This is a genomic window from Snodgrassella communis (genome assembly GCF_914768045.1).
Classification (GTDB): domain Bacteria; phylum Pseudomonadota; class Gammaproteobacteria; order Burkholderiales; family Neisseriaceae; genus Snodgrassella; species Snodgrassella communis.
Genome location: NZ_CAJZCD010000005.1, coordinates 42,739 through 68,906 on the forward strand (window position 1 = coordinate 42,739; position 26,168 = coordinate 68,906).

Here is a 26,168-nt window from a genome sequence, read left to right on the forward strand (position 1 = left end):
TTTAACCTATTATGTAATTGTCCAGAAAAGAATCAAGGCCGCCGTTATATCGTGAGGTCGGATTGGTCGCCATCACAGCCACAGCATCAAACAGCGCCATCAGGCTGTCAATTTTGGCAAAACCTGCGTACTGTTTGGTTACCTGAATACCGTTGCCCGACTGGATAACGCGGGCGTTACCAACATTCCAGTTCATCAGTGGCTGATTAGCGTGCCACATATTTCTGCTGGCCAAAGCGCGCTCCGTGGCTTTAATCGTGCCTGTCATTTTGAAGCCTTGTGATATCGCTTTAAACAGGCCATCAGCAGGAAAAGCGTAGCCACTGGCAACAAATTTATTATGAATGGTTTGCAAAACCGGTTCCATGCCATAGCGGTCAACCGCTATAGAATGCAACAAACCCGTTTCGCCGACTTTCAAACATATCTCAGCCACTTCTTTCAGGTCATCGCCTACATTTTGGCAAAAGGTCATGTCACCGTCTTTCACAAAACTATCCAGTTGGGGCAGGATATCCTTGCGATTACTCAGCACCGGTGGGTTTGCCCATGCATAACACCATGAAAGCCAGCGCTGAGTTTCTTTTTCCCGCCCAACCACGGCCAATCCAAACAGGTCATCATTACCACCGCCGTCAAGCCCTATTACCACCACCTCGCTGCGTTCCAGCAGCGTATCTAGCGTCAGCGTATCATCCGTCTGCGCCAGCCAGTAATCTGCACCACTCCAGCGATCTGAGCGTAAATTTAACCCGACTTCCTTGTTTAAATGCTTGGCCTCAAACTCAATAAGCGTTTCTTCGCCTTTCAGTTCGGCCTGTCGATACTCACTAATCAAAAAAGCCTCGTCTACTGAGTAGCCAAGGCTTGGGTTGGTTATATAGAAGTTTTCAGGCTTCTTATACGCGCCCGACTTAATAAGCGCAGCCGGAAACTCATACAAAACCGGCAAATAAGTCTTATCAACAATTTCTTTACCCTCGGCCGTCTTACCATCCCGTACCGAACGCGCATACTCCAGTTCCGTTTTAAACACACCAGCGGGCGGCTCTCGGGATTGTGTGGACAAAATAATTAAAAAACCATCCACTTTAGACATCAGGCCGCCGGTGGCTTCTTTAATTATGGATTCCGCATTCGCCATCGCGCCAAATAAATGATGCTCATCAATCAAAACAAAGGCGGCTTTCAGGCCGCCTGCTGTTTTATCGTCCGCGGCCACAACTTTCAGGGTTGACTTAGTAGCTAAATGCGTTATCGTCCTTGTATGCTTGGAAATGCTGTATTTGTCCTGCATTTCCGGGTCAAACTCAATCATACCCGCCGCAGGTTTAAACGAATTATCAGCTACTTCTTTCGTTGGCGCCAGAATGATAGCCTCAGCTAAATTACGTTCATTCAGTTCGAGAGCCGTTATCATAATTCCGGCAGCAATGGTTGATTTAGCGTTTTTCTTGCTAATCAACAGAAAGAACTTTTTGATTAGTCTACGCTGCGTATCTGGATCAAGCGCACCAAAAATCGCACCAACAAAATCAAACACCCACTGCGGCATTACATCACGCATTCTTGGCAATCCGGTCATGTCGGGCACTATTAAATCACCAAATACCTCAATCGCAATCTCTGCCACAATAGGGAATAGCGGCTCACTAGGCACTAATGACTGCCGGTTAACAATCCGCTCTTCCCAGTCAGGGCAGGCTGTCACCCAATCAGCCATTTATTTCACCTGTTTCAAACCTTTCTGCTCTAACCGCGCAGACAGTCCGCCAGCGCGTGATTTTTCAATGGCCACATCTCTGGCCGCCTCTTTCTTGCCGGTCTCGCCAATGCGCCCATGCTTATAAGGCATCAGGGTTTTAGCAGCATCAATCCGCAGCTTGTGCGGCCAGTTATCATCATTCATTACCATCACCAAAAACTGCAAAGGGTCATCATTGGGTGGTGATACAGACTTAACAGGATTAACATCCGTGTTAACATCATTGTTAACAATTTTGTTAATATTTTTGTTAAGTCTGTTTTGCTGTTTTTTCAGCTCCTCAATGCGTGCTAAAACAGCCTGATTTTTCATTAAACGACATGCGGCAGCGGCTGCACCATTCCTGCTGTAACCCGCATTAACACAGGCTTCCGTCTGATTTATCCCCGCGGCCACATTAAGTGCGAATAATTCCTGTTTATCATTAAGCGACATAGCAAATTGCCTATTTTTTTGAGCAGATTTTGTTAATTAACAGGTGTTTTCAGGCCATTTTTTTTATAAATGAGAGGGCGCGCGGTGTCAGCGTGTGATAGTAACCCAACATTACTACCACCCCTGCCTATTTTTTTGAGCAGTCTAAAAATAATAATAATTGCCTATTTCTTAAGCAATCCAGAAATAATAATAAATAGTTACTCAAGATTACTATTTCACATAAGAATATAAATCAAAGCAATAGCATAACGTAACTATCTCATGCGTAATAATCTAAACGGTTACACTCATCGCTTAATAGATTCACCATCCACGCTTGTATCGCTGCCGCAGTTCTTTGGTGGTTTTACGCTTATGACAATCCGCGCATAGTACTTGCAAATTACTATCATCATTACGACCACCTAACTCCAATGGAATGATATGGTCAACCTGTAAGCTGCCACCAATACAGCCACAGGATCGGCATCGAAAACCATCCCGTGCCAGCACCCTCTTCTTTATCTCCTGCCATCGATAGCCTCGTATGCGTTTTGTAGCCCCCGGTTTATCCCTGAGTACCGTGGCAGATGAACTGTTAAACTCAGGTAGGCTACTTTTAAGCGTTGGTATCTTCATATCTTCGTGTCAGTAGGTAGTGAATCTTATGAGCTGCGCTATGGCTTTGCAGTACTTCGGCAAGCGATGCTTCAAGACCATCTTTATCAATAACAGATTTAAACCAGCCACCATGCCTAATCACGCACGGATATCCGCCCTGTGATGGCTCAATATCTACCAGCGTCTTGCGTCCTCTAGCTTTACTTTTACTTCGCTTTATCGCAATCACTTTTAAATCAGATGGATTACCATAAGGCCGTCTGCCAACCTCTAACACCAAATTGCCCTTGCTGGCAGTATGTACCTCTTCACAAAACCGGGAAAGTACAGCATCAATTTCCGCTTCCTCTGCTGCCCTATTTCTGCATAAATTAATCCCGTTGTGATACGCCTGTGCAAAATCTATAGATTCGTTCATTTTAAACTCCAATAAAAAAAGCCCACACGCGCATGTGGTGGGCTTGTCTTAATTCAATACAGCGTTAGTTGTAGTCGTTACCATCAACCATATCTATTCCTTACTTGTATGTTAGTTATATTTTGGTTATAATTTAGTTATTAAAAAGTTATAACAACACCATGAACAAAATAGCTTACCAACCCAAAGCCCTTAAACAATTGCGGAAAATTCCTGATAGAAAACTCATCTATCGGAAAATTGAAGAGTTAACCAATATGCCAGAATGCGCAAATGTTAAAAAACTATCCAATCACCAATACGGATATCGTTTGCGGGTCGGTAACTACCGAGTACTGTTTAACTTTGATGGCATCATCCATATTATTTCAATTGAAGAGGTTAAAAAACGTGATGAACGCACATATTAATCCTAACTATCAAATCATCAACGACAAACAAGGAATGCCTCAGTTTGTTGTTGTTCCATATGAAGATTTCAGACAACTAACCAATCAACCTGTTATTAACCTTACAAACGCCATTCCAAGCGAAGTGGTAGGCATGGTAATTGAACAAGATTACACCCCAGCCCGAGCATGGCGCGAATATCTGGAATTAACACAATCAGAATGCGCTGAAAAGCTTGGCATGTCACAACCCGCCTATCTAAAACTGGAAGCTTCAGAAAAGCCCACTAAAGCAACTCGCACCAAACTTGCCACTGCTTTAGGTATTAATGAAGAACAATTAGATTGCTAAAATACAAAAGCCAGCGATTAAGCTGGCTTATTACTTAGTACTAACAAATTAAAATACAGAATCCACAATAAAAAACCCGCCAAGGAGCAGGCGGGTAAAAGATGAAATAATAAGTGTATCAACTAAAAAGGAGAACAATGCTAATAGCTTTCAATTAGGTGCAGCAAAGCTGCCACCGGCACTAAAAAGTATTAACTAATTGTTAACTAGAAATATACTAAATTTTCAAGCCATGCGCAAGGGTGAATTGTAAAAAAATTTATCAAAATCATCACATTTTTGCATATACGCCCAAAACAGCACCAAAGCCCTTTCCACCTGTTCAGCCCATGTCATCCTATTAACCATAGCGCGATGACGTGCAGAAATTGAACGGCGCTTAAAATAAGGACTTTTGCGCCCATACTCAATATTAAGCACATTAAACGCCTCCCGATTGTTTTGCGCCAGTAACGACAACGCACATCTTACCAACGCAAACACCTCAGGCTTATAGTGCACACCATCAAAAGCATAATCCCTGATTACCTTATCTTTCCCGTAACGCCATTCAGCACTCAGACAATGCCCCTGCCGCTTCCGGTCTGCCATAGTTCGCTCATACGCAGTCAGCACATCCACAGCAGTATCAATCTCAATTTTACTCATCATCAAACAACCCTTTAAAACTTCACTTCCCCAGAATATCGCATCATCATCGCGCGTATGGCGACTTAAAATCCCGCCGAACTCTTTCACCAGTAATCATACTGATTGCCTCCCTTTCGCGCTCATGGTACTGGCAGCTTTCACGGTCAAAAAACAGATTAACCATAGGCTGATAGCCCGAATCCCGTTGCTTTTGACAAATAAGCTTAGCATCCGGATCTGCCCCATATCCCGTCGCCTCACTATTGCGCCACACAACCAGAACATTATCAGCAAGATCAGTAATCCCCGCCGATCCCCTCACATCATGCTTATTTGGCGGCTTAGATTCATCACCATTGTCAGGCTTACGCGGGTGCGCAACCAAATGAATATGAATATTGTTTTGCGATTTAAAATCCCGCAGCATCTCCGCAATCTTCTTCTGCCGATCCACATCACTCTCAGCCACCCCCAACATCATCAAACTATCAATAACAAAATGCCGGCAGTTATATCGTTGCTTCGCATACTTAAAAACATTAAGCATCCGCTCCAGACTGGCTGCACCATTCACGTCATATATCCACAGCCCGCCAGATTCATTACCATTGTCTTCCGTACAACGCTCACCATTGATATTCATCCCCCCAGACAACAAATTCAACGCATCAGTTAAATCATCCTGATTAGGACGCTGTTTTCCACATACCTGCCTAACCATGCGATTTAATACCTTGTAGGGCTTCATCTCCCCCGAAAACAAACAAATACGTTCCTTTTGCCTCAGAATCATCTCACACATACAATACCCCAATAGCTGGCTTTTACCGTGGCCACTGTAACCAGTCCATACCGTCAACTGATCCATACCAAACTTAAAATCTTTCATCCCAGCAAATGGCGTAGTATTGCCCGTGGCCGTATCAAGTAACCCATTAAAATCCTGAAACAGAATTTCCGCATACTCAATGGCGTTTTTCAAATCCTCCGGCTTCTTATACTCAGCACCAACTATTGCATCCAGAACCCCAGCTTCACCAGCCTCACACAGACACTCATTAGCATCCTTAAAATCGCCCCAATCAACCAACTTGCACCGGTGTTCACCAAGCCGTTGCAACACCTCCACCGTAGCCAGCTGTCCCGCGTCATCATTATCCAAAGCCAGATAAATCACCCTGAACTGCTGCAACCGCTCCCAGTCGTATTCAATCCACTCCAGATTCTTCGCACCACTAGGCATCGACAAAGCCTTTACCCCAGACTGAAAAACACTCAGCGCATCAATTTCCCCCTCAGTAATCACAACCTTATCATCATCAGGCGTAATAACCTGCCAGCCAAACAAACACGGCTCACAGTTTGATTCCTGCCGCCAGCGGTTTTTCTCATCCCTCTTACGCCGTGGCGTCAGATACTTAACGTTATAAACAGCACCATCAACCATTAACGGAAAAGCAATCTCCCTGTCATGATTGGCTACACAGTAAGCCTTAAGCGTACTGCCATTAATGCGCCGCCTGTCAAAATAACCATCCGCCTGCGGCTCAATCACCGCCCCCAAACGCACAGACGGGCGCGTAAAAGACTTCTTACTGGCAACCGAAAACTTAGGAGCAAACTCAACCCCCAGCCACCTACAGGCATCCTTAAGCGCATCAACAAAGCTTAAACTCCTGCACGCAGCCCATAAATCCAGCAAATCACCACCCTTGTCCTGATCACTGAAATCTTTCCACACACCAGCTTTACTGCCGCATAAATGCACCTTAAGCGATTGCCCCTCCTCCCCATTAACCGAACCACAGCACCACTCATTGCCATTTTTCCTGCCATTGGGTAGCAGATACTCAGACACACTCAACGCCTTATCAGCCAGCAACTGCGATACCTCCCTAGCGTCCATAATCAGCTCCATTCCACAGACGCACAGTTTCCATAAACAACTCATTAGCGCTTGAGCTAGTGCCTACCTCTTCCCATCTCGGCGCGTTCCATTCCCCAGTTGTTCCAAGAACAGAAACAAACACCCTGCGCCCGCCAACATCTACCCCATACACCCGCAGATTCGGTTTTACCTCCACATAGCGCGCATTAGTACAATCCCATTCATTCCGGCGTTTATTGACACCCATCCTGCCAGCACCGTACTCCAGCCACTTTAAAACCCATCTGCGCCATGTAGCCTCCCAATTGCGCTTCTTCGAATCCTTAGCATCACCAGATAGCCAGTAATTCACAAACTTCTCAATCTCAATATTCAGCGCAGTCCCAACAAGCCCCTTAGCTGCCGCATAGTCCAGATATTTATCCGGCATTACCCAGTTTTCACACCAGCCACATTTCTTATGCAGCCCTATTGGCGCATACACCACACCACCATCATCAGCATAATCATCATTCGATTCTGATTGTTCACCATCCGGGACTAACTCAAAATCCTCAGAATCGCGGTGGCACTCTATCTCTGAATAATTCTCTGAATAATTCTTTGTATAAATCTCTTCCTTATACGAACTGTCACATGTCGCCACTCCCGAGTGTTGACATGTCGTCACTCCCGAATTGTCACATGTCACCACTCCCGAACTGCGACATGTCGTCATTCGGGAAATGTCATATTTCCCACCTCGGCAAAAGCGACCAAACACACCAGTAAATACACGATATTTAGGCTTGTCAGCTTTATCAGCATCAAAACACTCAGCCGCCTTTCTAATCGCAGCCTCATCAACCAGATAATAAGTTCTATGCTCAAGCTTCTTAATCTTGCGCTGGATATAGCCAAGGCTTTCCAGCAGCTTAATAGACTTACGTACCGCATATTCACTTAAATCCAGCTCACCAGCCAGTTCCTTAACAGACTTATAAAAAACCCTTGTTGCACCAGTACAACGTTTCCACCAATAGTGCAATTGATTTAAAACCAGCCCAGCCTTAATGTCGCCATTACATATACGCTTCAGACGCGGATTGTAGGCACATGTAACATCCCCGATAATATCGCCTATTTTTAAAGAGTTATCATTGACAAAATTTTCTACAGTAGTCATAATTACACCCGTATTTATATTAATGAATTGAATGGCTGCCCAACGGTCATTTCCTTAAAGCCCACTCTCGTGGGCTTTTTTTTATAACCATTCATCGCAAACCCATCTCCACTTCTAACGCCTCAACCACCTCAGTCGGGCGGTTTCGGTATATTTCACTTAGCACATCCAACAACCGATGCGCCTCCTCTTTCCTGCCGGCGCGAATCAGCTCCTTGAGCTGGCACCATTCATCATTGAATTTCAAATCAACCTCAGATTGACCATCTTGCAGATAGATTTGAGATGCTTTAATTGTCATCGTGGGCATCCTCCGGTTCTCGCTACCGTCTTGCACTCAATGCAGTGAAAAAGGGCTTAAGACGAAAAAAGGGGGAAAAAACGACCTTTCCCGACTCATAGGCTTGCCGTGCGATAAATGCAGGCACGTCCTCACTAGAAACGATCTCAATAAAATTAGAAGCCAACTCAAAGAACTCACTATCGCTGAAGCCAAGGCTGCAATTAAGAAAATGCGGTTTTAATTTTTCTACTTGATATCGAATAGCAGCGAGGCTAAATACAACCTCTGCTGCTTCTGTATTTTGATTATTCAAAATCTGGTTTGCTTGGGTTGTCATTCTTATTCTCTCTATCAGGAAACACGATTGAAATCGCAGAAATATTTGTTAATTTTTCAATTTCTAGAGCTTTCTTGGGTGGGACATTATTAATTCCTCTTAACCAACTACTAACCGCGCCCTTTGAAATTTTCAACTTTCTTGCTAGCTTCGCTTGGCTGCCGACTTTTTTAATTGCTTTCTGTATGTAAATATTCATCGCCACCTCATTAAGATTATTAGCAGCAAAGTCTATTTTAAATTGATTTAAAAGTCAATCTAAAATATACGACAAACTGTCTATTTTAGATGTACTCTTTACGTATATTAAAAATAGGATTTTTTTATGAAATATAATGTTGGTGCATGGGTAAAAGATGCTCGTCTAAACGCAGGACTTAGCCAAGAAAAATTAGCATTTTCATTAGAAGTTGGAGGGAAAGCGACAGTCTCTGCTTGGGAGAAGAATAAAAATTCACCTCCGTTTGAGATTATGGTTAAAATTTCTGATATCTGTTCTTATCCATTACCTTACATTGAACCAAAAACATCCTCAGCCTCACCAATATTGGAAATAAAGCCTAGAAATGGATTTATTCAGTTCAAGCTTCTCGATGTTAAGGCTGCTGCTGGAGCAGGGGCGATAAATAGCGATTTCCCTGAGCCAATTCAACTAATCGAAGTGTCGGAAGCTTGGGCAAGAAAATATATTGGTGGGAATTACAGTTCAATATCTATAATTACTGCGTACGGGGATTCAATGGAGCCCACATTTGAAAGTGGCGATTTGTTGTTTATTGATGGGACTGTGAATTTCTATTCTACTGAGGGTATTTATGTTTTTGCATCACCTATCGGGTTGAGTGTAAAAAGATTACAGCACTCAATTGACGGGTCTTTACGTGTTATTAGCGACAATAAAAATTACCCAGTTGATATTTTATCAGGGGACGAGATTGATTCAATTAAGATATGCGGAAAAGTTATTGCAGTTCTTCGTCTTGATAGAATCTAATAATTACCTAAACTTCAACTTTTTAATTATGGTATCTTCATTAACAAGAAAATCCAAGAAATTGTTGTGCGAATCCCAAAAGAAACAAAAAGACAGCTTTTGAGCTGTCTTAGAATAAAAGTGAGACAAAAGAGCTAGCCACAACGCCAGACTTTTCTCCCTAAAATCTCAAGTGTATTTGCTTGACTGTATGAAACCTTAATAGTCTCATAGTCACTATTTGAACTTATCAAGTCAATACCATCACCGGTCTGCCTAAGTCTTTTAATAAAAAAATTATTTTTATAAACAATAGCATATATTTCATCATCCACCAATTCGATATCATTAATATTTATCATTACAATATCGTTATTCTCTAAATGTGGAACCATGCTATTACCTTTAAAGCGCACAGCTCGCAAATCACTGGGTATTAAATTTTCAGATTTAAACCACACATTTCTAATTAACAAAGGTACCTCAGCCTCTTTTATAACCCATCTAGCATTCCCTTTACCTGCTGATAAATCGAAATCACACATCATGATCTGCTTGTGTGTACGAGTGGAATCAAAATTTTCTGTAAATCCTATACTATCCTCTGACGGTATAAATTCTTCCCCACACAGTAACCACGACACTGTTACACCTAAGACTTTAGCAACATCTTCCATGCGTGTCCTTTTTGGTGCAGTAGCTTCTGTTTCATCGTCATTTTCCCATAATTGGATAGCTGTAGGCGATAGACTTAACTTTGCTGCAAATTGCGCTTGAGTTAAACCTTTGGCAATTCTAGCTTTTTTAATACGAATGTGAATATTACTCATTGTTCTAACTATTCTCTTTTTAATTACGAATTATTAAACAAAATCTTAACCCTTACAATTAATACAATCTTAAATTTTACACAAAGAGAACTTGTTATAAAAAGTTATACTAGTTATATGCATAAAGAAAAACTATTCATTAACACGCTTAAAGAATATATAAATACAAATCAATAACATATATTATTTTTCGTTTTTTAAGTCAATTATTTATTGACTTATATGGTAAATTATAGATAGACTAAGTCCATCAAAGTTAAACAACTTCACCGCACCGGCTCAGGGCAGCGGAATATAAAAGCCCGAGGCAAGTTAAGGAGCTTGCTGGCAAGCCGTTAAGCCCTCGCGGGCGGCCGGAACAAAACCAGTAAGCTCGCCGAAAAAGTAGGCTTTAATGTAGGGCTTACAGACAGACAAGTCTAAAAATCCAAAGAACTTTATGAAAGGAGAACGACTTCAAACACCAACTTTGACATATATTTGAATGTACAAATACTTAGATATATTAATAGGCTAAAGAAAAAGCCGATTCTAACGAGTCGGCTTCATTGTTTGGCTTAGTTTTGACTGTCATTATTTGCTTCTGATATTACGTGTTCAAAATGATATTCAGGTAATTCTCCAGCAAATAAGGCTGCAAAATATTCAGATAATCTTAGTTTTCGTTCTTCCGAATATTTTCTGCCTGGGGTCATTCCCAACATTGCTAAGGCAGACAAACGTGCCGGATGAGAAAGGAGACCAATTTCATCTGTTTCGCGTTTAGTTGAATCCGCCTGATGGTTTACAATCTCTTCATCACTCATGCTACCCATCTTTTTATACAATTTATAGTATAGGCAGTAGTTATCTTTTGCAGCCTGTGCTTTAGCACTAGGAGTATAAATGATTTGAATTGCAGTTATAACTGCTAAAAATATGCCAGAAAAAGTGCCATTAACTAAACCTCCAATACTTCCAATTGCTGTCATACTTGATAGTAGAAGGAAAAATGAAATTAACTTATCTATTCTACCGAAAAATTTATACATTAATTTTTCAAAGCACAAAGAATAAGCTACTTCAAGTTCTAAGTCTGGTCGGTTCTGTACTGGGTTGGTCATTTATGTTCCTTTACTTTTTGTTTGTACCTCCATTTTGGGAGGTACCTGTTGGCACTGGTGCTGGAGATTTTGGCACATGTCCTTTAACAGATGATGGAGCTGGAGATTTAAGGGCATGGTCATAAGCCATTTTATTTTTATCATTACTCATGATAAATACCTCATTTTGCTAGGTTGTTTGTGGAAATTCAATTCTAGCAGAAATCACATACTGAGTGACTAAAAGAGTGACAGCTCGGAAAGACGAGCAATACATCTAAGTTTAAAAATCGCAGCCGATTCTAACGAGTCGGCTTTAGTTTTTGAATTTAAATAAAATTAAAGGAGTTAACAATGAACGATGAAAACAACACCAATCCGGAACCTGCTGGATTTTGGGATGAAATGGCGCAAATGGTTAGCGAATGGGATTTAAGCCAATTCCCCATGCAAACCAAACCACAACCAGAAAAACGGCTGGCTAATAATGAGCTGGCGGATGTCGCTTATGAAGCCTTTAGCCAGCTATATCATACAAAATATGATATTTGTTTAATAAAAGTAGCAAATGAGCTTGTTAAAGCCATTGTTTTAGGTGGCCATTACGGGCAGCAGACCGTAAGCCAGATATTAAGCCATCTGCCACCAGCAGCTAAAAAAATGGTTACTGAGTATGTTCAAAGCAATGCAAACTAGGAGTTACCCATGAAACCTAAAATACATCTTCATGAATTAAAAAATCACCCTTATGGCAACCGTATCTGCTGGCAGCATAGACCAACGGGTGCGCTGGTCGTGAGATATGGCATATTACTATACGAGGTAATCGTCCCTATCAAATCGTCCCTAATAAATACCGAGAAACATTACGGCGTGGGACATCTCAGAAATGCCCGAACCATTATCAGACGCCACTGGCTGGAATGTATATCAAAACGCAATACACCCCAGCAAAAAACAAAGTATTTAATAGCAACAATCTCAAATGGTCACTTTATTTATTGGATTGCACAATCCAATTAATTCCATAAGCATTGAACTTAATCTATTGATAACAGGAGTACACAGCAATGCAAGTAGAAAACAAATTTCGCGCCCGTTACCATAATGAAATAGCCAGCTTAATGGATAACGCCGAGTTGCTTGCCATCATACAGGATCTTGATGAGAGTCCAGATGAAACACTAAAACGGATCAGCAGAAAAGATTTAGGATATCTGAGTGAATATTGTTTTCATGTGTTAGACACTACAACGTTTATTATGGAAACATTATCTAAATTAGCTGATGGCTATAGAAATAATAATATCACTCGGGAGCTAAGCCAAGAGGACTTTTTGAGATTTACCAGCACCTTAGCAGCACTATCAGGCGGGATTAATAGCTGTGTTGGTTACATGCATCAGACCATAACATACCTGCTGAATTATGAACCTAGCAGCACCTCGAGCTAAGTTAAATTTGGCATGTTTTAAAAATCAGTGGGGGAATAAACTTCCCCCGTTTTTTGAATATAAATATCATTATGAAAAAAAATGCACTGCTAGCCACTTGGGTGGCTTTTTTTATTGCTGGTTGTGATTATGCAGAAGAGAGAAAAAGCAGAGTAGCGGAACGGGCTGGTAAAGATATTATGGAAACACAGGTTGTATTAGATGATGGACGCAAAATCACTTGCCTTGTTTACAGCGGCTGGTATAACGCCCCACCAATACAACCGCCCTATCCCACTCCTAGCGAATTTACTAACAACAGGCAACTTAAATCATGAATGTTATCGTTTGCGGTGGTCGTATCGTTTCTGGTGATGGTTTTCGCCGTATCGTAGCCAGAACATTACTATCAATACACACTAGTACCCCTATTGATACCCTGATTGATTCTGGAGCCTCTCACGGTGCGGTTTACTTAGCACGGGAATGGGCAAAAGTGCACCATATCCAGACCAAAAGCTTTACAGCCTTGCCTAATCCACACGGGAACCATTGCGGGCACATGCGTAATAAAAAGATGATTGATTACGCCCTGCACCACAATGCCCCTAAAGGTAGCCAGAATCATACCATGCTGGTAATTTTCAAAGACAAGCATGGCCGTGGTACTAAGGACATCATTAAACAGGCTAAAGAGGCAAATATTCTTGTTTGGGTAGTTGATTTAGAAAATGAGGCCAGCTAAATGCTGGCTTTTTTATTACAGAATACCAAGGACGAATAACATGAAAGTTACAATTAAATGGATGAAAGAATTAAACGCCAGTGAAGATGATCTTGCCACTTTTGAAGAATGTATCCCTACAGGTGAAGCTGATCAAATTAGTACACAATAGCTACTTAACAAGCAAATCCCAGTCTGCATCAGGCATTGCTTAACAATACACACCTCAACTGAATTTCTACCCCATACAATATAACCTCAAAAATAGTTAGATGCAGTTGTGTGTGTGATGTATAAGCCTGAGCATTACAAAATTCTAGCATTATTTTATTATTTGATTCTGTTACGCAATCAACCACTCTGTTTTGACTTGCTCGCAGGTATAGTTCAGTTATGATTAGAGAACTGTTCGGTTTTTCCGAACAGTTTAGTTTAAAGATTTCCTAGTGTTGTGATAAGATTCGAAAATAACACAAAGGGAATATTATGGCATTAAAAAACCTATATGAATTGTTAAAAATTAAACCGGCTTTAATGGGGGAGTACTAAAAATGATATTCCCGAATCTGTATAAGTTACTTGGATTACCATATAAAGTAAGTGAATCAGAAATATGTATCGCATTGGCTGGATTATACAAAAAGAAAGCTGATAAAAGATTTATTGAGTCGGTGCGTAAAATCCTACTTGATGCTGACCAACGAGTGAAATATGACGGAAAATTGTGTGAACTCGGATTAGCAACTCCGAGAGATTTCATTACTAATGCAATGCCAGAGGCAATAAATGTTAGGCAAAAACAAAATAATCCTATATTAGATTTATACAGTAGTTTTGTTGCTGTAGACATTGAAACAACGGGGTTAAGTCCAGATACAGATGAAATCGTTGAGTTATCAGCTATTAAATTTGTAAATGGTGTTGTAGTCGATAAATTTACCTCATTAGCTAAGCCATCCAAACGCATACCAGAACGAGTTATCGCTATACATGGCATTGATAATGATATGGTAAAAAGTTCACCACCCCCGATAGAAGTAGTAAAAAAATTTTGGTCATTTGTGGGAAATGAACCCATTGTTGCTCACAATGCAAAATTTGATATGAGTTTTATCCATAATTCATATATACACGCTTCAGAATTTATTTCACGGGGCAGCATAGTCCGTTCGCATCCGGTATTTGATACTTTACCATTATCCAGATATATGTTTCCTGATTTATATAATCATAAATTAGGAACGATAAAAGATTATTTAGGTATCGAATCAGTATCTCATCGTGCTGAATCTGATGCTATTGCAGCCGGTAAGGTATTTTATGCCACTAAAAATGTGATGGATAATTGTAGACAACATATAGATTTCCTTAATAAATCTGATGAAAATTTACATAACAGTATCATAAAAATTTTATCAGAATATGGCATTAACACTGATTATATTTTACATAAAAATGCTGGTAGAGGTTTGCGGTCAACCAGTTTTTATTACCCAATTTATCGGTATCAAGTCTCCAGTAAAAACAAATATGTGCTAACTAATAGTAGCCGAATATTTCTAAAGAGATTGGGAGAAACTGTACGAAATAGTTTAAAGAGTCAATATGAGGAAAATAAAGTCATACTCAGGTCGGACTATAATTTTTTTTATACGATACCTTATGATGTGATTGCAGCCTATTGGAGAGCCAATGGATACGTTAATAATCAATTAAAAATAACTGTTACAGATTTTTTAATACAATTTTATTCATATTTAAAATTTAATAATTCGGGGGACGCTGTTGCCGATGGACATATTGAAAAACCTGCTAATAGCAAAGAACTAGAGGAAGAATAAATAATTTTTTGACTGCGTTAACATGGAATCTTTCAAGATTAGACTGCACACTAAATTTATTATTTAATTATGTAACAGATTCAAGCCAGCATTAGCTGGCTTTTTTATTAACACCAATGTAACAACCCATGCCGGCAATTAACCGGTTTTTTTATATAGCTAACTATGAAAACTTTATTCACAACCGCAGATGTTGCTAGCTACCTTTCTCTTAACCCTAAGGTTGTGACGGAGAAAGCGCGAAACGGTGAAATACCGGCTCATAAAAAAATTGGGCGCTGGTATTTTTTTAAAGAAGAACTTGACGAATGGCTGAAAGCCGATGCAGATTCCACACTGCAAGAGGCTACACATGCGAAAAGGAGTAAAACATGTCGAGCCGAAAAACAATCCGCGTCTATGAGCGGAAAGACCGCCGCGGGTGGTACTACTCATTCACGGCACCAAACGGACAGCGCATACGCCAAGCTGCTGGGACTGAAAACGAGCAACAAGCGCGCGAATTAGCAGCCAAGCATTATTATGAGTTGTTTGCTGTACAAAAGCTTGGCTACAGTCGCGAATATACATGGCGCGAAACAGTGGTGGAATGGTTGAAAGAAAATCCCCACAAACAAAAGGATTACAACACAAAACTATTTTTACGCTGGTTAGATAAATATCTGGGCGATTTAACAATCAACCAGATAGATCGCGTAGTCCTGCGTACGATTCGTGATGCCAAGCTGAATGAAGGTCGGAAACCGAGAACCGTCAATGCTTACACGCAGCAAATCAGAATGGTTTTATTAGCAGCCAAGGAATGGGGATGGATAACCAATCTGCCAAAGTTCAAAATGCTTGAGGAACCTAAGCGCAGAGAACGTTGGCTGACTGCTGATGAGAAAAACAGACTGTTTAAGGAACTGCCGGAGCACCTGATACCGATTGCAGCTTTTGCGCTGGCTACCGGTTTGAGAAAAGCCAATGTAGCCGGTTTGCAATGGTCGCAGGTTGATATACCAAGACGTACTGCATGGATTCATGTGGATCAGACAAAATCATCAAGAGCGATAGGAGTGCCTTTAAATGATGAAGCGATGAATGTCATTTTAAGCCAGCGCGGTAAGCACAGAACTAATGTGTTTACTTACAAGGGCAATCCAATTAAAAATCCCGCAGGTACCGCATGGAGAAAAGCATTAAAGCGTGCTCGGATTACCAATTTTCGATTCCATGACTGCCGGCACACATGGGCAACCAACCATGTCATTCAGGGAACGCCAACGCGGCCACTTCAGGAGTTAGGAGGCTGGTCGAGTGAAAAGATGGTGCAAAGGTATGCCCATTTAAATACCGAGCACTTGCGCCGGTATGCTGGAAACTCTTCCCAATTTGACACCAGTTTGACACCAGCACAAACCCAATAAAAAAAGCCACAAGATTATGTGACTTAAACTATTGAATCTATACTGTAAATTGGTGGAGGTAAGCGGGATCGAACCGCTGACCTCTTGCATGCCATGCAAGCAGCCAAACATTTAGTTATTTATTATCAGTAATTTATATATTGCCGCTTGCCACACAATCAGCAATATTAATCAATACTAATCATTAATAGGTCGCACAAAACCCGCACAGTGGATTCGTGCCTTTTTGGACGTCAGATAATACATTTCAACCGTGGTGGAGATCACCACGGTTGATTCTTTACTTACAAGCTTTACTGAATAGCTCTTACCAGCGCGCTATGCCGCCTTGCACAGTCGTTATACTTCCCTACTACCCCAACTGCCCACGGCAAGATGTCTGCGCCTGTAGACCCGTTTAACGGGCTTAATTCAGGACATGGCTCGACAAGGTTGGCAGGAATGCTAGCGACTGCTGATTGCTTCGTTGATGATGCGCACCCCTGAAGCATCCAGACACACATTAGTGTACACAGGAACTTTAACAATCTTTGTAACTTGTGCTTGTCGTTCATCTTGTTTTACCTCACTCTTCGCTTTCTGTTTCTCATATTCTTGGCTGGCTTTGTTAGCCGCCTCCTGCTGTTTGTCCAAAGCTGCCTGATACTGCCGCCGAACTTCTTCCGCGCCCTTGCTATAGCCTTTCTTGTATTGCTTGCTGCCGTAGCTAAGTGCTGCAAACAACACCATCAAGGCAAGCAAAGCCCAAGCGCCCACAGCCATGTAATTAATGTATTTCATCGCTATACCTCAAAATGCGGATAATCTTTAGTCTTTACCCAATCCCCGCCCCATGCCATTTTTACGCCCAATTCTGCTGCAGCTCGTTTCATGGCGTCGGCAATTACCCGGAATTTGTTTAAATCATTCCAATCTACCGGACACGGTACTAAATCCACCGCTTTGCCTGTGGTGTGCTTACTCGCAAACGGGTTGTTGAGCCACGTAACTTTGCTCAAGCTTGGTTGGGCATATTTTGCCGGCACGCCTTTGATGGAACATTGTTGTGCTGTTCGCCCTTTGCCGTAGTTAATGCAACATTGTTCACGGCTGCGCAAACCCTCAGTTACCATAAAATCCTGTTTGGTGATTTCAATGGCACGCTTAACCACCTTAACCAGATTAGTATCTACTCCTTGCAGATTTCCTAATGAACGTTGGCTTAATTTGTACATAATTCCATTTCCTATATGAAAAAAAAGACAGTCCAGAAAATGGCTGTCTTTTTGCTTGAAAAATTAATATTACTAATCAGTATTTTACAATACAAAAAACTGCAGGTTTGCTGCAGCGTGAATTGTTTGTTGCATGAATAAAATTAATGCAAAACCAATTGCGTATTTTATTTCTGCCTGTCGTCTGTATCACCAATCATCTTTTCTGCCCTGTTACAAACCGCATTGATCAGCTTTTGTGCCAGCTTCGGTGCTGTGGCCTTGAATGCGTCCAGTAGAGACGTGGAAGCCATACCAGCAAATACGCCGGCACCTGCAAATAGCCAAGGGTGGTTCTGCGTGAAGAAATATTCCGTTAATGCTGCCGCAAAAACCATGCCTATAATGATGAATGTAATGGTTAGCACTGTCCCATAGCGTTTGTAATCAGACACCACCAGCGCGCCTAGAAAGCCACCAGCAAGGGCGAAGCAATTGGCTAATGTGAAAGCCTCGTTCATCATTCACCGCCTTTTTTGTCTTCTACCCGTTTGGTGTGTTTGATTAGATTCCTGCCGGCAAGGGCGCAGATGATGGCAATAACAGGATAGGTGGTCATGCCTGTAGACAAAGGCGGGTATGCTGCGATAAATGCTCCGGATATAACCACCCAGATTAATGCCGACCAGATCAGGAAACAGCCAGACAGGATATTGCTGCGGTTGGAATGAAAAAAGGCAGCAAATAGCTGCCCTGCTGCTACAATTACCAAGATGGCCACGAATATTTTAGGATGAAGATGCAAGAATTTTTCGTATAAGTCCTCTTTAATCATCTCTTCGCCATGCAGTGCAAATACTAGTGCAAATCCCAGCATAGCAAACCCGCTTAGCACTTCAATTATTCGTGTGCCGGTACCAAATAACCAATCTTGGCATTTATCCGGTAAAAAGCGTAAATCAAGCAACCAGTGCAACCACTTAAATGCTTTAAGCATGATGTATTTACTCCATAAAAATGCCCTCTGCTGAGGGCGTGCATTTTTAGAAATTTGTAATTTGCCAGATTATTCATTTGGTTCTGATGGCAATTCAGAAATTAAACCTTTCTGATACTTCAATAAAGCAGCTCGATACCTCCGCCAAACAAGCAATCCTTTTTCTGCTTCTGTGCTTTCTTCTTCGGTATAAGCAAAATCAAGCATATCTTGGTATGCTGCAATTTTTTCAGAAGCAGCTGATAGCAGTGTATTAATTTTTGCCTGCCGCTCATTATCTATTTGCTGCTGTCTCTGTGCCTCGGCTTCTGGTGACATAACCCATTTATTTTCTTTTTCTGACCAATGATGGAAAGAATCAGGACAAGAGGCAGTTGTCACTGTTTTCGGCAACTCACCCGGTTCGCTGATTTTAATTTCCTGCCCGGTTTCTTTGCTATAAACTGTTTCGCCGCGGTGGTCTTCGATATATTGCCATGATTCACTAGTCCACTGCGCGATATAACCGGCCTTAAAATCTGGCTCTTCTGCCTCAATGCATAATCTTGGTATTAGATAATGTCCATTACTTTCTAAAGGATCTAAATCTGCTGTAGTCATGCCAACAAAGTATTTGTTTTCGTCAAGCTGACATACAGGAATAGTGGGAGCATATATTTTCATTTTTAATCCTTAAATTTTGATACAAGCAAGTAAAGCAATATTCCGTGGTCGCGTTTCTGACCCTCCTGATACGCCTCCGTAAATCTCACCGCCTAACCCGACTGTTGATAGCTCGGCACCATAAGTTATAGAATTGCCTATATCAGCATTTGCTGATCTATAAGGGCCAAAAGAATGGCTATGTGCCGCCATCATATCCAACTGATAAGAACCCAATGCCCGACCCGTATCAACTCCTCGCCCATCATCCCAGCCGCGCAAGAACTCTCCACGCAAATCCGGCAAATTAAATGTAGTTTTACCGTCTCCTGCACCAAAGGTAGTACCAATGGCAGCAAACAGGTTGGCATAAGTTATCCGTGATATTTCAGCACCATTAGCTTTTACCCAGCCTGTAGGCGCAGTTGACATGGCAAAAAACTGAACCGCACCAGATGGCGTAGCATTAATATCTGCGCTGCCATCAAACTCAACTCCATTGATTCTGCGTGTCGTCTGTAGCTTTGTAGCTGTATCTGCATTTACACCAGCACCAGCCAGAATCGTCCAGCCTTCGGTGTTTTGGTTAGGGTTATTAGTATTGTTATCGCTGATTGAAATAAATAACTTGGTATTATCATCTGAAATCAGGATAGCTCCGGTTTGGTAACCGCCGAACGAATCAGAATAAGCCTTGTCAAAATAGAAAAAGCCACCTTTTTGCAGATGCACAGCAGTATCAGATAAGGCATTAAAGATGCCGTTAAAATCCATGCCTTTTGGTGGCAAACCTCCTGATTCGACTGGCTGCATGGTTACATTCGGAAAACCATCGCTCCATGTTGCGTCTTCGGGATCTTGCCCTGCCTGTCGCGTGTCATGAATGCTGTTTTTACTGCCATTTACAGCGAATGGACGTGGAATTAATACTGGATTTTTACTCATGCGAAACTTCCTTGATTGAATGGTTGAAAACCTGTTCCGGAAAAACCAAAAATCCCCATTGGCGGAGATTCTCGGTAATCGATTAATACTCCGCTTGGTCGGGGCAATAAGCCTAAGTTGTAAATAATGTGTCGTTCGAATTTATTGGGAATAAACTCAAAAAAATACCGGCCTTTCATGTGGCCGGTAATTAAAAAGTACACGCGCTTATCTGGGAATATCATGCGCAGGTATTTATTGATATTCGGCGCAGTAGCATTAAGGATATTTGCCGCAGCTTTAATCATGATCAGTGTGCGAAAACGTTCATCTGACAGTCTGTATGCACTGAACCGCGCGCCCGCCGAACTAAATGGCCGGCTATTAAATGGCTGAAATGATTGCGGGCTGGTTTTAAAGCCGAACGCTTCAACATCATCTGGCGGAATGCTGATATTGCGATTTACGCCAACAATCCGCCCCCAGATATCCAGCCCGAATCCCTGCGCTGTCTTTATATTGAATGCAAGCTTATAAAAATCAGCAATTGATTTTGCCGGGTCGATGCAATCATTAATACTGGCAATCAGATTGCAGATAATCGGGCTGTTTGCGTACTGCGACATCAATGTATCTTGGATATTTTTCATGCGATTTTTATCTGATAAATGGTTGTAGTCGGAAATTCATCAACGCCCATATTGAGTATATCAACCCATTCTGTGTCATTTTTGCTGATGCGCAATGAAATAACACTTAAATGAGGGATTGCGGCTGCTACAGGGCAGATAAACTTGGAGGCAATAACAGGTTGGCCTATGGCTGCTTTGGTAGCACCTGTGGCAAATCCTTTGGTAATCGCAGCTTTTATCGCTTCGCTGTCCTGATGGGATAATGAATCTTTATCATCAACCGTTACCTGAAAAAAAACCGGCACAATGGCCGGCCGTAAAAATTTAACTGTATAAGTGGGTGGTCGTACGGGGAAATTCTCCGTATCAGCAATAATGCATTCTGTGTTGCCGTTAAATGAACAACCCGACCCTGCCTTATTTAAAATGGTGCGGGCTATTGCTTCATCATTTCCTCCCACTACCGACACAAGGATACTGTTGCGAATAACCGGATAATTGGTTACGCCTACGTTAATCGTCTCATCGGTCGGGTTGTCAATTACATAAACGTCCTTTACATCAGGCAAATCAGCCACTGCGCCATATGTCGAGGCATTGGTGTTTTTGCTATTGATGGCTACTGATGCGTGCCGTCGCTTTTCAAAATCAACGCGGCTTTCTTCGTTTACGCCAGCAATTGCCGCATAGGGATTGGTAATCCGGTCTAGTCCGGCAATTGCTTTTGGTATGGTTGTTATCGTATCCGGCGCAGCATTAATATTCCCCGAAGTTGTGCATTGAGCCTGTGCTATGGCTTTACCGTCGCTGCCGATAACCGTTTTATGGGTTATTTGCCACGTATTGCTATTATCGTCATTAAACGATGTTCCTGCGGCGATAATTGTGCCAGCTAAGCCGGTTAGTACTAACTCAACACTGGAATGTGTTGCCATTTTGCGGGTCATGAAGTAAATATAGCCCAGTCCGTCCTGCCATATCCCCTGCGCGTAACGAGGGTCAAACTGGTTTAACAGGTTGATCATCTGGTTGCGCTCATCTGTGATGATGGCTGCTAATGATGTAACCAACTGCCCTTGCGGGGTGTTCATGGCTGTGTTTAAATCTTTGCCAAATGCCGCTTTAAACATATCCCACAGCCCACCAATCACTTCATCTGTGGAGGGGGATAAAATGCCGTTATCAGTTATCTGTAATTGTGGAATGCTCATAAGTCAATTACCCCTGTCTGATTCTTGTCATTAGTGAATTTAATCATTCCGCGCACAATCCGGTCATTCGCAAGATACAGCTCCGGCAGTGCGGTTAATACGCCCGGCACGCTTAATGCGGCATCCTGTAGATATTTGCGGTATAACGCCAAGGGATAGCGTCCGTTGCCAAGAATCTCTGTTAAATAAGGAATGCCCTCTTGCTGATTAAAGTACATATCCTGCTTCATTGTCCGGCAGGCACTGGCTATGTCCTGCGCCTGTTGGTAGGTGCTTTCAGCTACGGCAATATTGCCATTTGCGTCCAGTACCAAATCCCAACTATCAGGCATTAAAAATAATGTTTTCATGAATTAGGCTTCCCTGTATTGCCGCCACCTGTAGTCACGCCTTTATGGGTGTGATTTTTCAGGCTAACTGAACCTGCTTTTACGTCCCCGTCTGAGCTGATGCCCGCACCACCGGTAAACTGTGCGGTCTGGCTGGCATTAACGGCAAAGCTGACTGTTTGGGTGGTTACTGATGATGCCTGTAGTTTGATATCCGGTGCTTCTAAAGTAATGCCCTTGGGTGAATGTATAACGATGCCATCGCTGGCAAATTGCACGTACTGCGCCGGCGTACCATTCAGAAAACCACCAATATACAAGCCATCATTCCAATCATGCTGTCTGCGACTGGCTGGTGCTGATTCTGCTTTATTGCGCTTAACTGTGGATATGTCACGCGATGCAAATGCGCATAAGCCTATGTCTCCGACTGCTGGGTCGCAGATAATCGCATTCGCGCCACCCTGTAGCCGAAAATAAGGCACGCTGAATATTCGGCCAACCGGATAGACATTACCGGCACCATCAAGCATCTGCACTAATGGCTGTACATCTACCTCTCCTACGGGACTGACGCCGGTGCCAGAAACAGCCACCACTTTCACTACTGTAATGGTCTGGATTTTTGACATCAGATTTGTCACAACGGCGTTAAACTCTGCTGCTCCGCCTAATGAGTGATTGATGTTAAGGTTGCTCAGTTGTTCGTTGTTATTTGCTGATTGCGGCATCTTTACTGTCCCTCCATGTGGCAGCTATTTCACAATACCAGTTGCCGTTTGGCTGATTGGCTTCTAAGCTTTTGTACATGCCGTAAATCCGCCATTCGCCATTACACACTTCGACTATGCTGTCCTTGATTTTGCAGATACCGCCAAAGCGCAATAATGGGTCATATAAACACTTAAATGTCACACCACGAATATCAGGTGTGGGATAGCCAATCAGACCTGAGGTGGGTGTAATTACCGGAATCTTGATATTTCTTGCACCACCCTTTGGCGTAATGGCAATGAGGCGGTTTTCAATGTACATATCTAGTTTATGAGCCTGCTCCAGTGCCTTTAGTTTATCCAGATTCGACCCGTTCAGTGTTGCGTTTTGTACTTTGATGGATACGCCATTGTTTTCAAGCTGATAGCCCATATCGTCACAAATCTCTTTGAAGATATCAGCCACATCAATTTCACCTTTGTGCTCATATGGTTTTTTTGGCTTCGCGCTTTCAAACGCTGCCGCCTGTGATTCAATCACCAGACAAACATCGGGCGCATTAGAGAAGTCAGGATAAGCAAAGGTTATATTGCCCTCAAACTCATTAAGCAATTTATCACCCTCATCACCAACCTCAATTTTTACGCGATTCATCAATGCGCCCATAGTGTTCCAGCGCACGCGCAAGAGTTTGGTCATTTTCTCCATCGCCAGCCCATAAACACGGATTTGCGCGGTAGGCATGACTGCACCATAGCCATACATGATATCGCACGATACACGAAAGCCCGTGGCACTCATCTGATTAGCCTTATCCATGAAAACAATCTGTTCGCCTTTTTCGTCTTTACCTACTAGTAATATGGTTACTTTAATCTGCTTACGCTTCATCGCTATACACCAAAAGAAACCGGCCATTCAGGCCGGTATAGGTTGGATCTGCATCGCCATTGGTATCGATAAACACCAGATTTTTTGTGATTGGTGTTTTATTCAGGCATACGCGGTTATGTACTATTACCCCATCCTTGCTGTTTTCAACGCTGGCGTATAACCGTCCCAGACGGGTAAATAATGAAACAAACCAGCGTTTATTAGCCATGACAAAAGAAACAGTTTGGTTAGGGTATGCTTCAAGCGGAATGGTTACAGTTGTCATTTAAAGAATCCCATTGCAAGATCGTAAGCGGCTCTCGCCCATGATTTATTTTCAGATGGTTGCGGCTGTTTTTCGCCGCCATCTTTAGATTTGGCATCATCCGGATTTTTAACCTCTTCGGTGTCGTACTGCACCACCACTTCCCGCACTTCCTCTAAATGCAGATTAACCTTAATCAATTGCGCACCATCCGACGCCTCTCTTGCTGTGTCATACCCCGTAATACAGGCATTGGTGTAGACGTATTCAGGCGTGATGATATGAAATTTAAGCGTACTGGCCGCCAATGTTTCAATCTGTCCGATAAACGCGCCACGCATTAGCGTGCCACCTGTTCCTTTGGATAGCTGAACGGTGGCTTTGTACGGATTGGCCACTTTGTTGTAACAGGCAAATGAGCCTTTTTCTACCGGCGCCTGTGCTATCTTGGACGTATTGTTGTATTTCATGGAAATCACGTTATCAGCCAGCAGAATCGGGATACCGTATTCATTGAATACCCCCCAGTAATTACCAAACACAGCATTAATCAATGCTGCGCCTCCTAGGCTGATTAAGGCATTTGTACCTGCGGTATTAAGCCCTTTGAAGTTTGGCACTTTCGGAATACCCTCAATTGGCAGCATACAACCTCCAATAAAAAAGCCAGCACTAGGCTGGCTTGAATCTGTTACATAATCAAATAATAAATTTAGTGTGCAGCTCTTCAATAGGCACGTCTAAGCGTGAAAGGCTACATTCACCCATTGAGCTTAAAATTAATCTTATTTTGAAAATCAACAACTTACGATTATTTTTCCCAGTTTTGAAGAATTAAAGAATAAGCTCAGTCAAACTATTCAAACATGTCAGATTGGTGAAACATATCAGATTGACTACAACCCTCTCTATGTTCAAGCACTTCTAAAATTGTCCGTTTGATTGAATAATGACTACCTGTTCTCACCTGTTCTTCTCTCATTGTTACCAAAAGACTATCACCAACACCAAATCTTTCTATACCGTGATTTACTTTTTCCAAAAACTCTGCATCTTCAATTGATACAGAAAAGGAATTGATACCATCATTCATTTTCCACTTATTTTCTAATTTGATTAGATTAGGAGCTTCAATAAATAATAGTTTTTTCACATCATTACTGGATTCAATTGTTTCAACGTTTGGTACTTTAAAATAGTCTTTATTGGACTGATCCACTCCTGCAATTACTTCATTCAAAGAATTCATTAAAATGGCAGCATCAATACCTTCTTCACCCAATGGCTGCACAAAACAAGCATCAAGTGCTTTATTTACATCTTTATTAAGAGCAATATTTACAACTACGCGATTAAATATTTGAACATCGCCGCTGCCATTGGTAACCTTAATTTGGTCGCCATCAATAATGGTAGTGCTTTTAGGTTCCTCTCCGCCGGTAAATTTATAAAAATCAAATACAAATTTTAGGGTTTCTACAAAATCACTTACAGACAACCCAAGAGAAAACAAGGTGGCCAAAATACCTAATAAATCAAATCCAAACTCTATTGCAAAAGAACCATGCTTAAAAGCTTTAACCTCAATCTTCATTTTGGCTTTGTTGCCAAAATAAATTTTCCCTGATTTTTGGATAAATTCAGTAAATGCAAAAATGCTAGCCGCAGTTTTGTATGCGTCCATAGAGCCATTATCAACAGCCACACCCTGATATTTCAGAAATAAGTTTGTATTGGACTTGCTCATTTTTGGAATCTGGAAATTAATCTAATGGTTTAACTGATGTAATTATATCACTGACACAAACCATCAAAACAAACGCGGCCTTAA

39 protein-coding genes are annotated in these 26,168 nt (G+C 41.9%); 11 read left to right on the plus strand and 28 right to left on the minus strand.

Features of this window, described 5'->3' with window-relative positions; genetic code table 11:
* Position 1 precedes the first annotated feature (1 nt).
* From MJ761_RS06220 to MJ761_RS06235, 4 genes are all read right to left on the minus strand, one after another.
* Entirely contained in the window at positions 2-1,723 is a 1,722-nt protein-coding gene (locus MJ761_RS06220) for a terminase large subunit (protein WP_093093676.1), read from the minus strand.
* On the minus strand, positions 1,724-2,200 hold the full coding sequence (locus MJ761_RS06225) for a terminase small subunit (RefSeq protein WP_093093678.1): 477 nt from the start codon (positions 2,198-2,200) through the stop codon (positions 1,724-1,726).
* A gap of 306 nt (positions 2,201-2,506) precedes the next feature.
* Entirely contained in the window at positions 2,507-2,821 is a 315-nt protein-coding gene (locus MJ761_RS06230) for an HNH endonuclease (RefSeq protein WP_093093680.1), read from the minus strand.
* Positions 2,802-3,221 carry a hypothetical protein gene (locus MJ761_RS06235; protein WP_093093682.1) on the minus strand — a complete coding sequence of 140 codons (420 nt, stop codon included), beginning with the start codon at positions 3,219-3,221 and terminating at the stop codon, positions 2,802-2,804. Before MJ761_RS06235 ends, MJ761_RS06230 begins: the two co-directional genes overlap by 20 nt.
* A gap of 161 nt (positions 3,222-3,382) precedes the next feature.
* On the opposite strand from MJ761_RS06235, the gene MJ761_RS06240 reads away from it, so the two are divergent.
* Together MJ761_RS06240 and MJ761_RS06245 are read left to right on the plus strand one after the other, a co-directional pair.
* Positions 3,383-3,631 (plus strand): type II toxin-antitoxin system RelE family toxin, encoded by a 249-nt coding sequence (locus tag MJ761_RS06240; protein ID WP_093093684.1) that lies wholly within the window; start codon positions 3,383-3,385, stop codon positions 3,629-3,631.
* Positions 3,615-3,962, plus strand: a complete 348-nt coding sequence (locus MJ761_RS06245) for a helix-turn-helix domain-containing protein (protein WP_093093686.1) — start codon at positions 3,615-3,617, stop codon at positions 3,960-3,962. The genes MJ761_RS06240 and MJ761_RS06245 overlap by 17 nt, the downstream gene beginning before the upstream one ends.
* Before the next feature lie 225 nt (positions 3,963-4,187).
* On the opposite strand, the gene MJ761_RS06250 is transcribed toward MJ761_RS06245, so the two are convergent.
* The 6 genes from MJ761_RS06250 to MJ761_RS06275 all read right to left on the minus strand — a co-directional run bounded on the left by MJ761_RS06250 (position 4,188) and on the right by MJ761_RS06275 (position 8,464).
* Complete coding sequence (locus MJ761_RS06250; protein WP_141683460.1) at positions 4,188-4,700, minus strand: hypothetical protein; 513 nt, start codon at positions 4,698-4,700, stop codon at positions 4,188-4,190.
* Positions 4,657-6,498, minus strand: a complete 1,842-nt coding sequence (locus MJ761_RS06255) for a DnaB-like helicase C-terminal domain-containing protein (RefSeq protein ID WP_176715109.1) — start codon at positions 6,496-6,498, stop codon at positions 4,657-4,659. The genes MJ761_RS06250 and MJ761_RS06255 overlap by 44 nt, the downstream gene beginning before the upstream one ends.
* Positions 6,488-7,645 carry a winged helix-turn-helix domain-containing protein gene (locus MJ761_RS06260; RefSeq protein WP_093093692.1) on the minus strand — a complete coding sequence of 386 codons (1,158 nt, stop codon included), beginning with the start codon at positions 7,643-7,645 and terminating at the stop codon, positions 6,488-6,490. Before MJ761_RS06260 ends, MJ761_RS06255 begins: the two co-directional genes overlap by 11 nt.
* A gap of 91 nt (positions 7,646-7,736) precedes the next feature.
* Positions 7,737-7,955, minus strand: coding sequence for a hypothetical protein (locus MJ761_RS06265; RefSeq protein ID WP_141683461.1), 219 nt, complete (start codon positions 7,953-7,955; stop codon positions 7,737-7,739).
* A gap of 13 nt (positions 7,956-7,968) precedes the next feature.
* On the minus strand, positions 7,969-8,265 hold the full coding sequence (locus tag MJ761_RS06270; protein WP_141683462.1) for a hypothetical protein: 297 nt from the start codon (positions 8,263-8,265) through the stop codon (positions 7,969-7,971).
* Positions 8,234-8,464: a transcriptional regulator gene (locus MJ761_RS06275; protein ID WP_093093698.1), complete on the minus strand. Its 231-nt coding sequence runs from the start codon at positions 8,462-8,464 to the stop codon at positions 8,234-8,236. The genes MJ761_RS06270 and MJ761_RS06275 overlap by 32 nt, the downstream gene beginning before the upstream one ends.
* A gap of 126 nt (positions 8,465-8,590) precedes the next feature.
* Here MJ761_RS06275 and MJ761_RS06280 point away from each other — a divergent pair, with 126 nt between their 5' ends.
* On the plus strand, positions 8,591-9,259 hold the full coding sequence (locus MJ761_RS06280) for an XRE family transcriptional regulator (RefSeq protein ID WP_093093700.1): 669 nt from the start codon (positions 8,591-8,593) through the stop codon (positions 9,257-9,259).
* Between the two features lie 134 nt (positions 9,260-9,393).
* Here the strand turns inward: MJ761_RS06280 and MJ761_RS06285 are convergent, their stop codons facing one another.
* From MJ761_RS06285 to MJ761_RS06295, 3 genes are all read right to left on the minus strand, one after another.
* Positions 9,394-10,068 carry an XRE family transcriptional regulator gene (locus MJ761_RS06285; RefSeq protein ID WP_093093702.1) on the minus strand — a complete coding sequence of 225 codons (675 nt, stop codon included), beginning with the start codon at positions 10,066-10,068 and terminating at the stop codon, positions 9,394-9,396.
* 557 nt (positions 10,069-10,625) lie between these two features.
* Complete coding sequence (locus tag MJ761_RS06290) at positions 10,626-11,171, minus strand: hypothetical protein (protein ID WP_093093704.1); 546 nt, start codon at positions 11,169-11,171, stop codon at positions 10,626-10,628.
* Between the two features lie 10 nt (positions 11,172-11,181).
* Complete coding sequence (locus MJ761_RS06295) at positions 11,182-11,322, minus strand: hypothetical protein (RefSeq protein WP_155266288.1); 141 nt, start codon at positions 11,320-11,322, stop codon at positions 11,182-11,184.
* 182 nt (positions 11,323-11,504) lie between these two features.
* On the opposite strand from MJ761_RS06295, the gene MJ761_RS06300 reads away from it, so the two are divergent.
* From MJ761_RS06300 to MJ761_RS06330, 8 genes are all read left to right on the plus strand, one after another.
* Positions 11,505-11,846, plus strand: coding sequence for a hypothetical protein (locus MJ761_RS06300; RefSeq protein ID WP_093093706.1), 342 nt, complete (start codon positions 11,505-11,507; stop codon positions 11,844-11,846).
* Positions 11,847-11,855: 9 nt separating this feature from the next.
* Complete coding sequence (locus MJ761_RS06305) at positions 11,856-12,173, plus strand: hypothetical protein (protein WP_141683463.1); 318 nt, start codon at positions 11,856-11,858, stop codon at positions 12,171-12,173.
* Between the two features lie 47 nt (positions 12,174-12,220).
* Positions 12,221-12,604 (plus strand): hypothetical protein, encoded by a 384-nt coding sequence (locus MJ761_RS06310; RefSeq protein WP_093093708.1) that lies wholly within the window; start codon positions 12,221-12,223, stop codon positions 12,602-12,604.
* 71 nt (positions 12,605-12,675) lie between these two features.
* Positions 12,676-12,921 (plus strand): hypothetical protein, encoded by a 246-nt coding sequence (locus MJ761_RS06315; protein ID WP_093093710.1) that lies wholly within the window; start codon positions 12,676-12,678, stop codon positions 12,919-12,921.
* Positions 12,918-13,328, plus strand: coding sequence for an SLOG family protein (locus MJ761_RS06320; RefSeq protein ID WP_093093712.1), 411 nt, complete (start codon positions 12,918-12,920; stop codon positions 13,326-13,328). The genes MJ761_RS06315 and MJ761_RS06320 overlap by 4 nt, the downstream gene beginning before the upstream one ends.
* A 530-nt stretch (positions 13,329-13,858) precedes the next feature.
* On the plus strand, positions 13,859-15,148 hold the full coding sequence (locus tag MJ761_RS06325; RefSeq protein WP_093093714.1) for an exonuclease domain-containing protein: 1,290 nt from the start codon (positions 13,859-13,861) through the stop codon (positions 15,146-15,148).
* A 165-nt stretch (positions 15,149-15,313) separates the two neighbouring features.
* Positions 15,314-15,655: a helix-turn-helix domain-containing protein gene (locus tag MJ761_RS10970; RefSeq protein ID WP_353736168.1), complete on the plus strand. Its 342-nt coding sequence runs from the start codon at positions 15,314-15,316 to the stop codon at positions 15,653-15,655.
* Complete coding sequence (locus tag MJ761_RS06330) at positions 15,538-16,557, plus strand: tyrosine-type recombinase/integrase (protein ID WP_369796864.1); 1,020 nt, start codon at positions 15,538-15,540, stop codon at positions 16,555-16,557. The genes MJ761_RS10970 and MJ761_RS06330 overlap by 118 nt, the downstream gene beginning before the upstream one ends.
* 293 nt (positions 16,558-16,850) lie before the next feature.
* Here the strand turns inward: MJ761_RS06330 and lysC are convergent, their stop codons facing one another.
* From lysC to MJ761_RS06400, 15 genes are all read right to left on the minus strand, one after another.
* The gene (gene lysC, locus MJ761_RS10975) at positions 16,851-17,111 is read right to left on the minus strand and encodes an Rz1-like lysis system protein LysC (RefSeq protein WP_420853895.1); all 261 of its coding nucleotides are present in this window, start codon (positions 17,109-17,111) and stop codon (positions 16,851-16,853) included.
* Positions 17,002-17,337 carry a hypothetical protein gene (locus MJ761_RS06335; RefSeq protein ID WP_239392887.1) on the minus strand — a complete coding sequence of 112 codons (336 nt, stop codon included), beginning with the start codon at positions 17,335-17,337 and terminating at the stop codon, positions 17,002-17,004. Before MJ761_RS06335 ends, lysC begins: the two co-directional genes overlap by 110 nt.
* Positions 17,338-17,339: 2 nt before the next feature.
* On the minus strand, positions 17,340-17,771 hold the full coding sequence (locus MJ761_RS06340) for a M15 family metallopeptidase (protein WP_176715114.1): 432 nt from the start codon (positions 17,769-17,771) through the stop codon (positions 17,340-17,342).
* Positions 17,772-17,938: 167 nt separating this feature from the next.
* Positions 17,939-18,274, minus strand: a complete 336-nt coding sequence (locus tag MJ761_RS06345; protein WP_143557892.1) for a hypothetical protein — start codon at positions 18,272-18,274, stop codon at positions 17,939-17,941.
* A complete protein-coding gene (locus MJ761_RS06350; protein ID WP_093093823.1) occupies positions 18,271-18,747 on the minus strand; it encodes a hypothetical protein in 477 nt (158 codons plus the stop codon). The genes MJ761_RS06345 and MJ761_RS06350 overlap by 4 nt, the downstream gene beginning before the upstream one ends.
* 69 nt (positions 18,748-18,816) lie before the next feature.
* A complete protein-coding gene (locus MJ761_RS06355; RefSeq protein ID WP_239392886.1) occupies positions 18,817-19,410 on the minus strand; it encodes a tail fiber assembly protein in 594 nt (197 codons plus the stop codon).
* Positions 19,411-19,419: 9 nt separating this feature from the next.
* Entirely contained in the window at positions 19,420-20,334 is a 915-nt protein-coding gene (locus tag MJ761_RS06360; protein WP_239392885.1) for a phage tail protein, read from the minus strand.
* Positions 20,331-20,939: a baseplate wedge 1 family protein gene (locus MJ761_RS06365; protein WP_218060225.1), complete on the minus strand. Its 609-nt coding sequence runs from the start codon at positions 20,937-20,939 to the stop codon at positions 20,331-20,333. The genes MJ761_RS06360 and MJ761_RS06365 overlap by 4 nt, the downstream gene beginning before the upstream one ends.
* 20 nt (positions 20,940-20,959) lie before the next feature.
* On the minus strand, positions 20,960-22,156 hold the full coding sequence (locus tag MJ761_RS06370) for a baseplate J/gp47 family protein (protein ID WP_093092951.1): 1,197 nt from the start codon (positions 22,154-22,156) through the stop codon (positions 20,960-20,962).
* Entirely contained in the window at positions 22,153-22,506 is a 354-nt protein-coding gene (locus MJ761_RS06375; protein ID WP_093092949.1) for a contractile injection system sheath initiator, read from the minus strand. Before MJ761_RS06375 ends, MJ761_RS06370 begins: the two co-directional genes overlap by 4 nt.
* The gene (locus MJ761_RS06380) at positions 22,503-23,216 is read right to left on the minus strand and encodes a Gp138 family membrane-puncturing spike protein (RefSeq protein ID WP_093092947.1); all 714 of its coding nucleotides are present in this window, start codon (positions 23,214-23,216) and stop codon (positions 22,503-22,505) included. The genes MJ761_RS06375 and MJ761_RS06380 overlap by 4 nt, the downstream gene beginning before the upstream one ends.
* On the minus strand, positions 23,197-24,090 hold the full coding sequence (locus MJ761_RS06385) for a baseplate hub protein (RefSeq protein ID WP_093092945.1): 894 nt from the start codon (positions 24,088-24,090) through the stop codon (positions 23,197-23,199). The genes MJ761_RS06380 and MJ761_RS06385 overlap by 20 nt, the downstream gene beginning before the upstream one ends.
* Positions 24,080-24,358, minus strand: a complete 279-nt coding sequence (locus MJ761_RS06390; protein ID WP_093092943.1) for a phage baseplate plug family protein — start codon at positions 24,356-24,358, stop codon at positions 24,080-24,082. The genes MJ761_RS06385 and MJ761_RS06390 overlap by 11 nt, the downstream gene beginning before the upstream one ends.
* On the minus strand, positions 24,355-24,984 hold the full coding sequence (locus tag MJ761_RS06395) for a phage baseplate protein (RefSeq protein WP_093092941.1): 630 nt from the start codon (positions 24,982-24,984) through the stop codon (positions 24,355-24,357). Before MJ761_RS06395 ends, MJ761_RS06390 begins: the two co-directional genes overlap by 4 nt.
* A 209-nt stretch (positions 24,985-25,193) precedes the next feature.
* Positions 25,194-26,084: an LAPAL motif-containing putative phage structural protein gene (locus MJ761_RS06400; RefSeq protein ID WP_093092939.1), complete on the minus strand. Its 891-nt coding sequence runs from the start codon at positions 26,082-26,084 to the stop codon at positions 25,194-25,196.
* Positions 26,085-26,168 lie beyond the last annotated feature (84 nt).

Excerpts from the sequence above, each read along its gene's own strand:
- MJ761_RS06355 (WP_239392886.1), bottom strand. The coding sequence starts at position 19,410 with ATGAAAATATATGCTCCCACTATTCCTGTATGTCAGCTTGACGAAAAC.
- MJ761_RS06275 (WP_093093698.1), bottom strand. The coding sequence starts at position 8,464 with ATGAATATTTACATACAGAAAGCAATTAAAAAAGTCGGCAGCCAAGCG.
- lysC (WP_420853895.1), bottom strand. The coding sequence starts at position 17,111 with ATGAACGACAAGCACAAGTTACAAAGATTGTTAAAGTTCCTGTGTACA.
- MJ761_RS06335 (WP_239392887.1), bottom strand. The coding sequence starts at position 17,337 with ATGAAATACATTAATTACATGGCTGTGGGCGCTTGGGCTTTGCTTGCC.
- MJ761_RS06295 (WP_155266288.1), bottom strand. The coding sequence starts at position 11,322 with ATGAGTAATGATAAAAATAAAATGGCTTATGACCATGCCCTTAAATCT.
- MJ761_RS06385 (WP_093092945.1), bottom strand. The coding sequence starts at position 24,090 with ATGAAGCGTAAGCAGATTAAAGTAACCATATTACTAGTAGGTAAAGAC.
- MJ761_RS06320 (WP_093093712.1), top strand. The coding sequence starts at position 12,918 with ATGAATGTTATCGTTTGCGGTGGTCGTATCGTTTCTGGTGATGGTTTT.
- MJ761_RS06400 (WP_093092939.1), bottom strand. The coding sequence starts at position 26,084 with ATGAGCAAGTCCAATACAAACTTATTTCTGAAATATCAGGGTGTGGCT.
- MJ761_RS06300 (WP_093093706.1), top strand. The coding sequence starts at position 11,505 with ATGAACGATGAAAACAACACCAATCCGGAACCTGCTGGATTTTGGGAT.
- MJ761_RS06290 (WP_093093704.1), bottom strand. The coding sequence starts at position 11,171 with ATGACCAACCCAGTACAGAACCGACCAGACTTAGAACTTGAAGTAGCT.
- MJ761_RS10970 (WP_353736168.1), top strand. The coding sequence starts at position 15,314 with ATGAAAACTTTATTCACAACCGCAGATGTTGCTAGCTACCTTTCTCTT.
- MJ761_RS06325 (WP_093093714.1), top strand. The coding sequence starts at position 13,859 with ATGATATTCCCGAATCTGTATAAGTTACTTGGATTACCATATAAAGTA.
- MJ761_RS06310 (WP_093093708.1), top strand. The coding sequence starts at position 12,221 with ATGCAAGTAGAAAACAAATTTCGCGCCCGTTACCATAATGAAATAGCC.
- MJ761_RS06255 (WP_176715109.1), bottom strand. The coding sequence starts at position 6,498 with ATGGACGCTAGGGAGGTATCGCAGTTGCTGGCTGATAAGGCGTTGAGT.
- MJ761_RS06365 (WP_218060225.1), bottom strand. The coding sequence starts at position 20,939 with ATGTCGCAGTACGCAAACAGCCCGATTATCTGCAATCTGATTGCCAGT.
- MJ761_RS06360 (WP_239392885.1), bottom strand. The coding sequence starts at position 20,334 with ATGAGTAAAAATCCAGTATTAATTCCACGTCCATTCGCTGTAAATGGC.
- MJ761_RS06340 (WP_176715114.1), bottom strand. The coding sequence starts at position 17,771 with ATGTACAAATTAAGCCAACGTTCATTAGGAAATCTGCAAGGAGTAGAT.
- MJ761_RS06375 (WP_093092949.1), bottom strand. The coding sequence starts at position 22,506 with ATGAAAACATTATTTTTAATGCCTGATAGTTGGGATTTGGTACTGGAC.
- MJ761_RS06240 (WP_093093684.1), top strand. The coding sequence starts at position 3,383 with ATGAACAAAATAGCTTACCAACCCAAAGCCCTTAAACAATTGCGGAAA.
- MJ761_RS06230 (WP_093093680.1), bottom strand. The coding sequence starts at position 2,821 with ATGAAGATACCAACGCTTAAAAGTAGCCTACCTGAGTTTAACAGTTCA.
- MJ761_RS06220 (WP_093093676.1), bottom strand. The coding sequence starts at position 1,723 with ATGGCTGATTGGGTGACAGCCTGCCCTGACTGGGAAGAGCGGATTGTT.
- MJ761_RS06350 (WP_093093823.1), bottom strand. The coding sequence starts at position 18,747 with ATGCTTAAAGCATTTAAGTGGTTGCACTGGTTGCTTGATTTACGCTTT.
- MJ761_RS06345 (WP_143557892.1), bottom strand. The coding sequence starts at position 18,274 with ATGATGAACGAGGCTTTCACATTAGCCAATTGCTTCGCCCTTGCTGGT.
- MJ761_RS06370 (WP_093092951.1), bottom strand. The coding sequence starts at position 22,156 with ATGAGCATTCCACAATTACAGATAACTGATAACGGCATTTTATCCCCC.
- MJ761_RS06305 (WP_141683463.1), top strand. The coding sequence starts at position 11,856 with ATGAAACCTAAAATACATCTTCATGAATTAAAAAATCACCCTTATGGC.
- MJ761_RS06395 (WP_093092941.1), bottom strand. The coding sequence starts at position 24,984 with ATGCTGCCAATTGAGGGTATTCCGAAAGTGCCAAACTTCAAAGGGCTT.
- MJ761_RS06380 (WP_093092947.1), bottom strand. The coding sequence starts at position 23,216 with ATGCCGCAATCAGCAAATAACAACGAACAACTGAGCAACCTTAACATC.
- MJ761_RS06315 (WP_093093710.1), top strand. The coding sequence starts at position 12,676 with ATGAAAAAAAATGCACTGCTAGCCACTTGGGTGGCTTTTTTTATTGCT.
- MJ761_RS06270 (WP_141683462.1), bottom strand. The coding sequence starts at position 8,265 with ATGACAACCCAAGCAAACCAGATTTTGAATAATCAAAATACAGAAGCA.
- MJ761_RS06235 (WP_093093682.1), bottom strand. The coding sequence starts at position 3,221 with ATGAACGAATCTATAGATTTTGCACAGGCGTATCACAACGGGATTAAT.
- MJ761_RS06285 (WP_093093702.1), bottom strand. The coding sequence starts at position 10,068 with ATGAGTAATATTCACATTCGTATTAAAAAAGCTAGAATTGCCAAAGGT.
- MJ761_RS06245 (WP_093093686.1), top strand. The coding sequence starts at position 3,615 with ATGAACGCACATATTAATCCTAACTATCAAATCATCAACGACAAACAA.
- MJ761_RS06280 (WP_093093700.1), top strand. The coding sequence starts at position 8,591 with ATGAAATATAATGTTGGTGCATGGGTAAAAGATGCTCGTCTAAACGCA.
- MJ761_RS06265 (WP_141683461.1), bottom strand. The coding sequence starts at position 7,955 with ATGCCCACGATGACAATTAAAGCATCTCAAATCTATCTGCAAGATGGT.
- MJ761_RS06260 (WP_093093692.1), bottom strand. The coding sequence starts at position 7,645 with ATGACTACTGTAGAAAATTTTGTCAATGATAACTCTTTAAAAATAGGC.
- MJ761_RS06390 (WP_093092943.1), bottom strand. The coding sequence starts at position 24,358 with ATGACAACTGTAACCATTCCGCTTGAAGCATACCCTAACCAAACTGTT.
- MJ761_RS06225 (WP_093093678.1), bottom strand. The coding sequence starts at position 2,200 with ATGTCGCTTAATGATAAACAGGAATTATTCGCACTTAATGTGGCCGCG.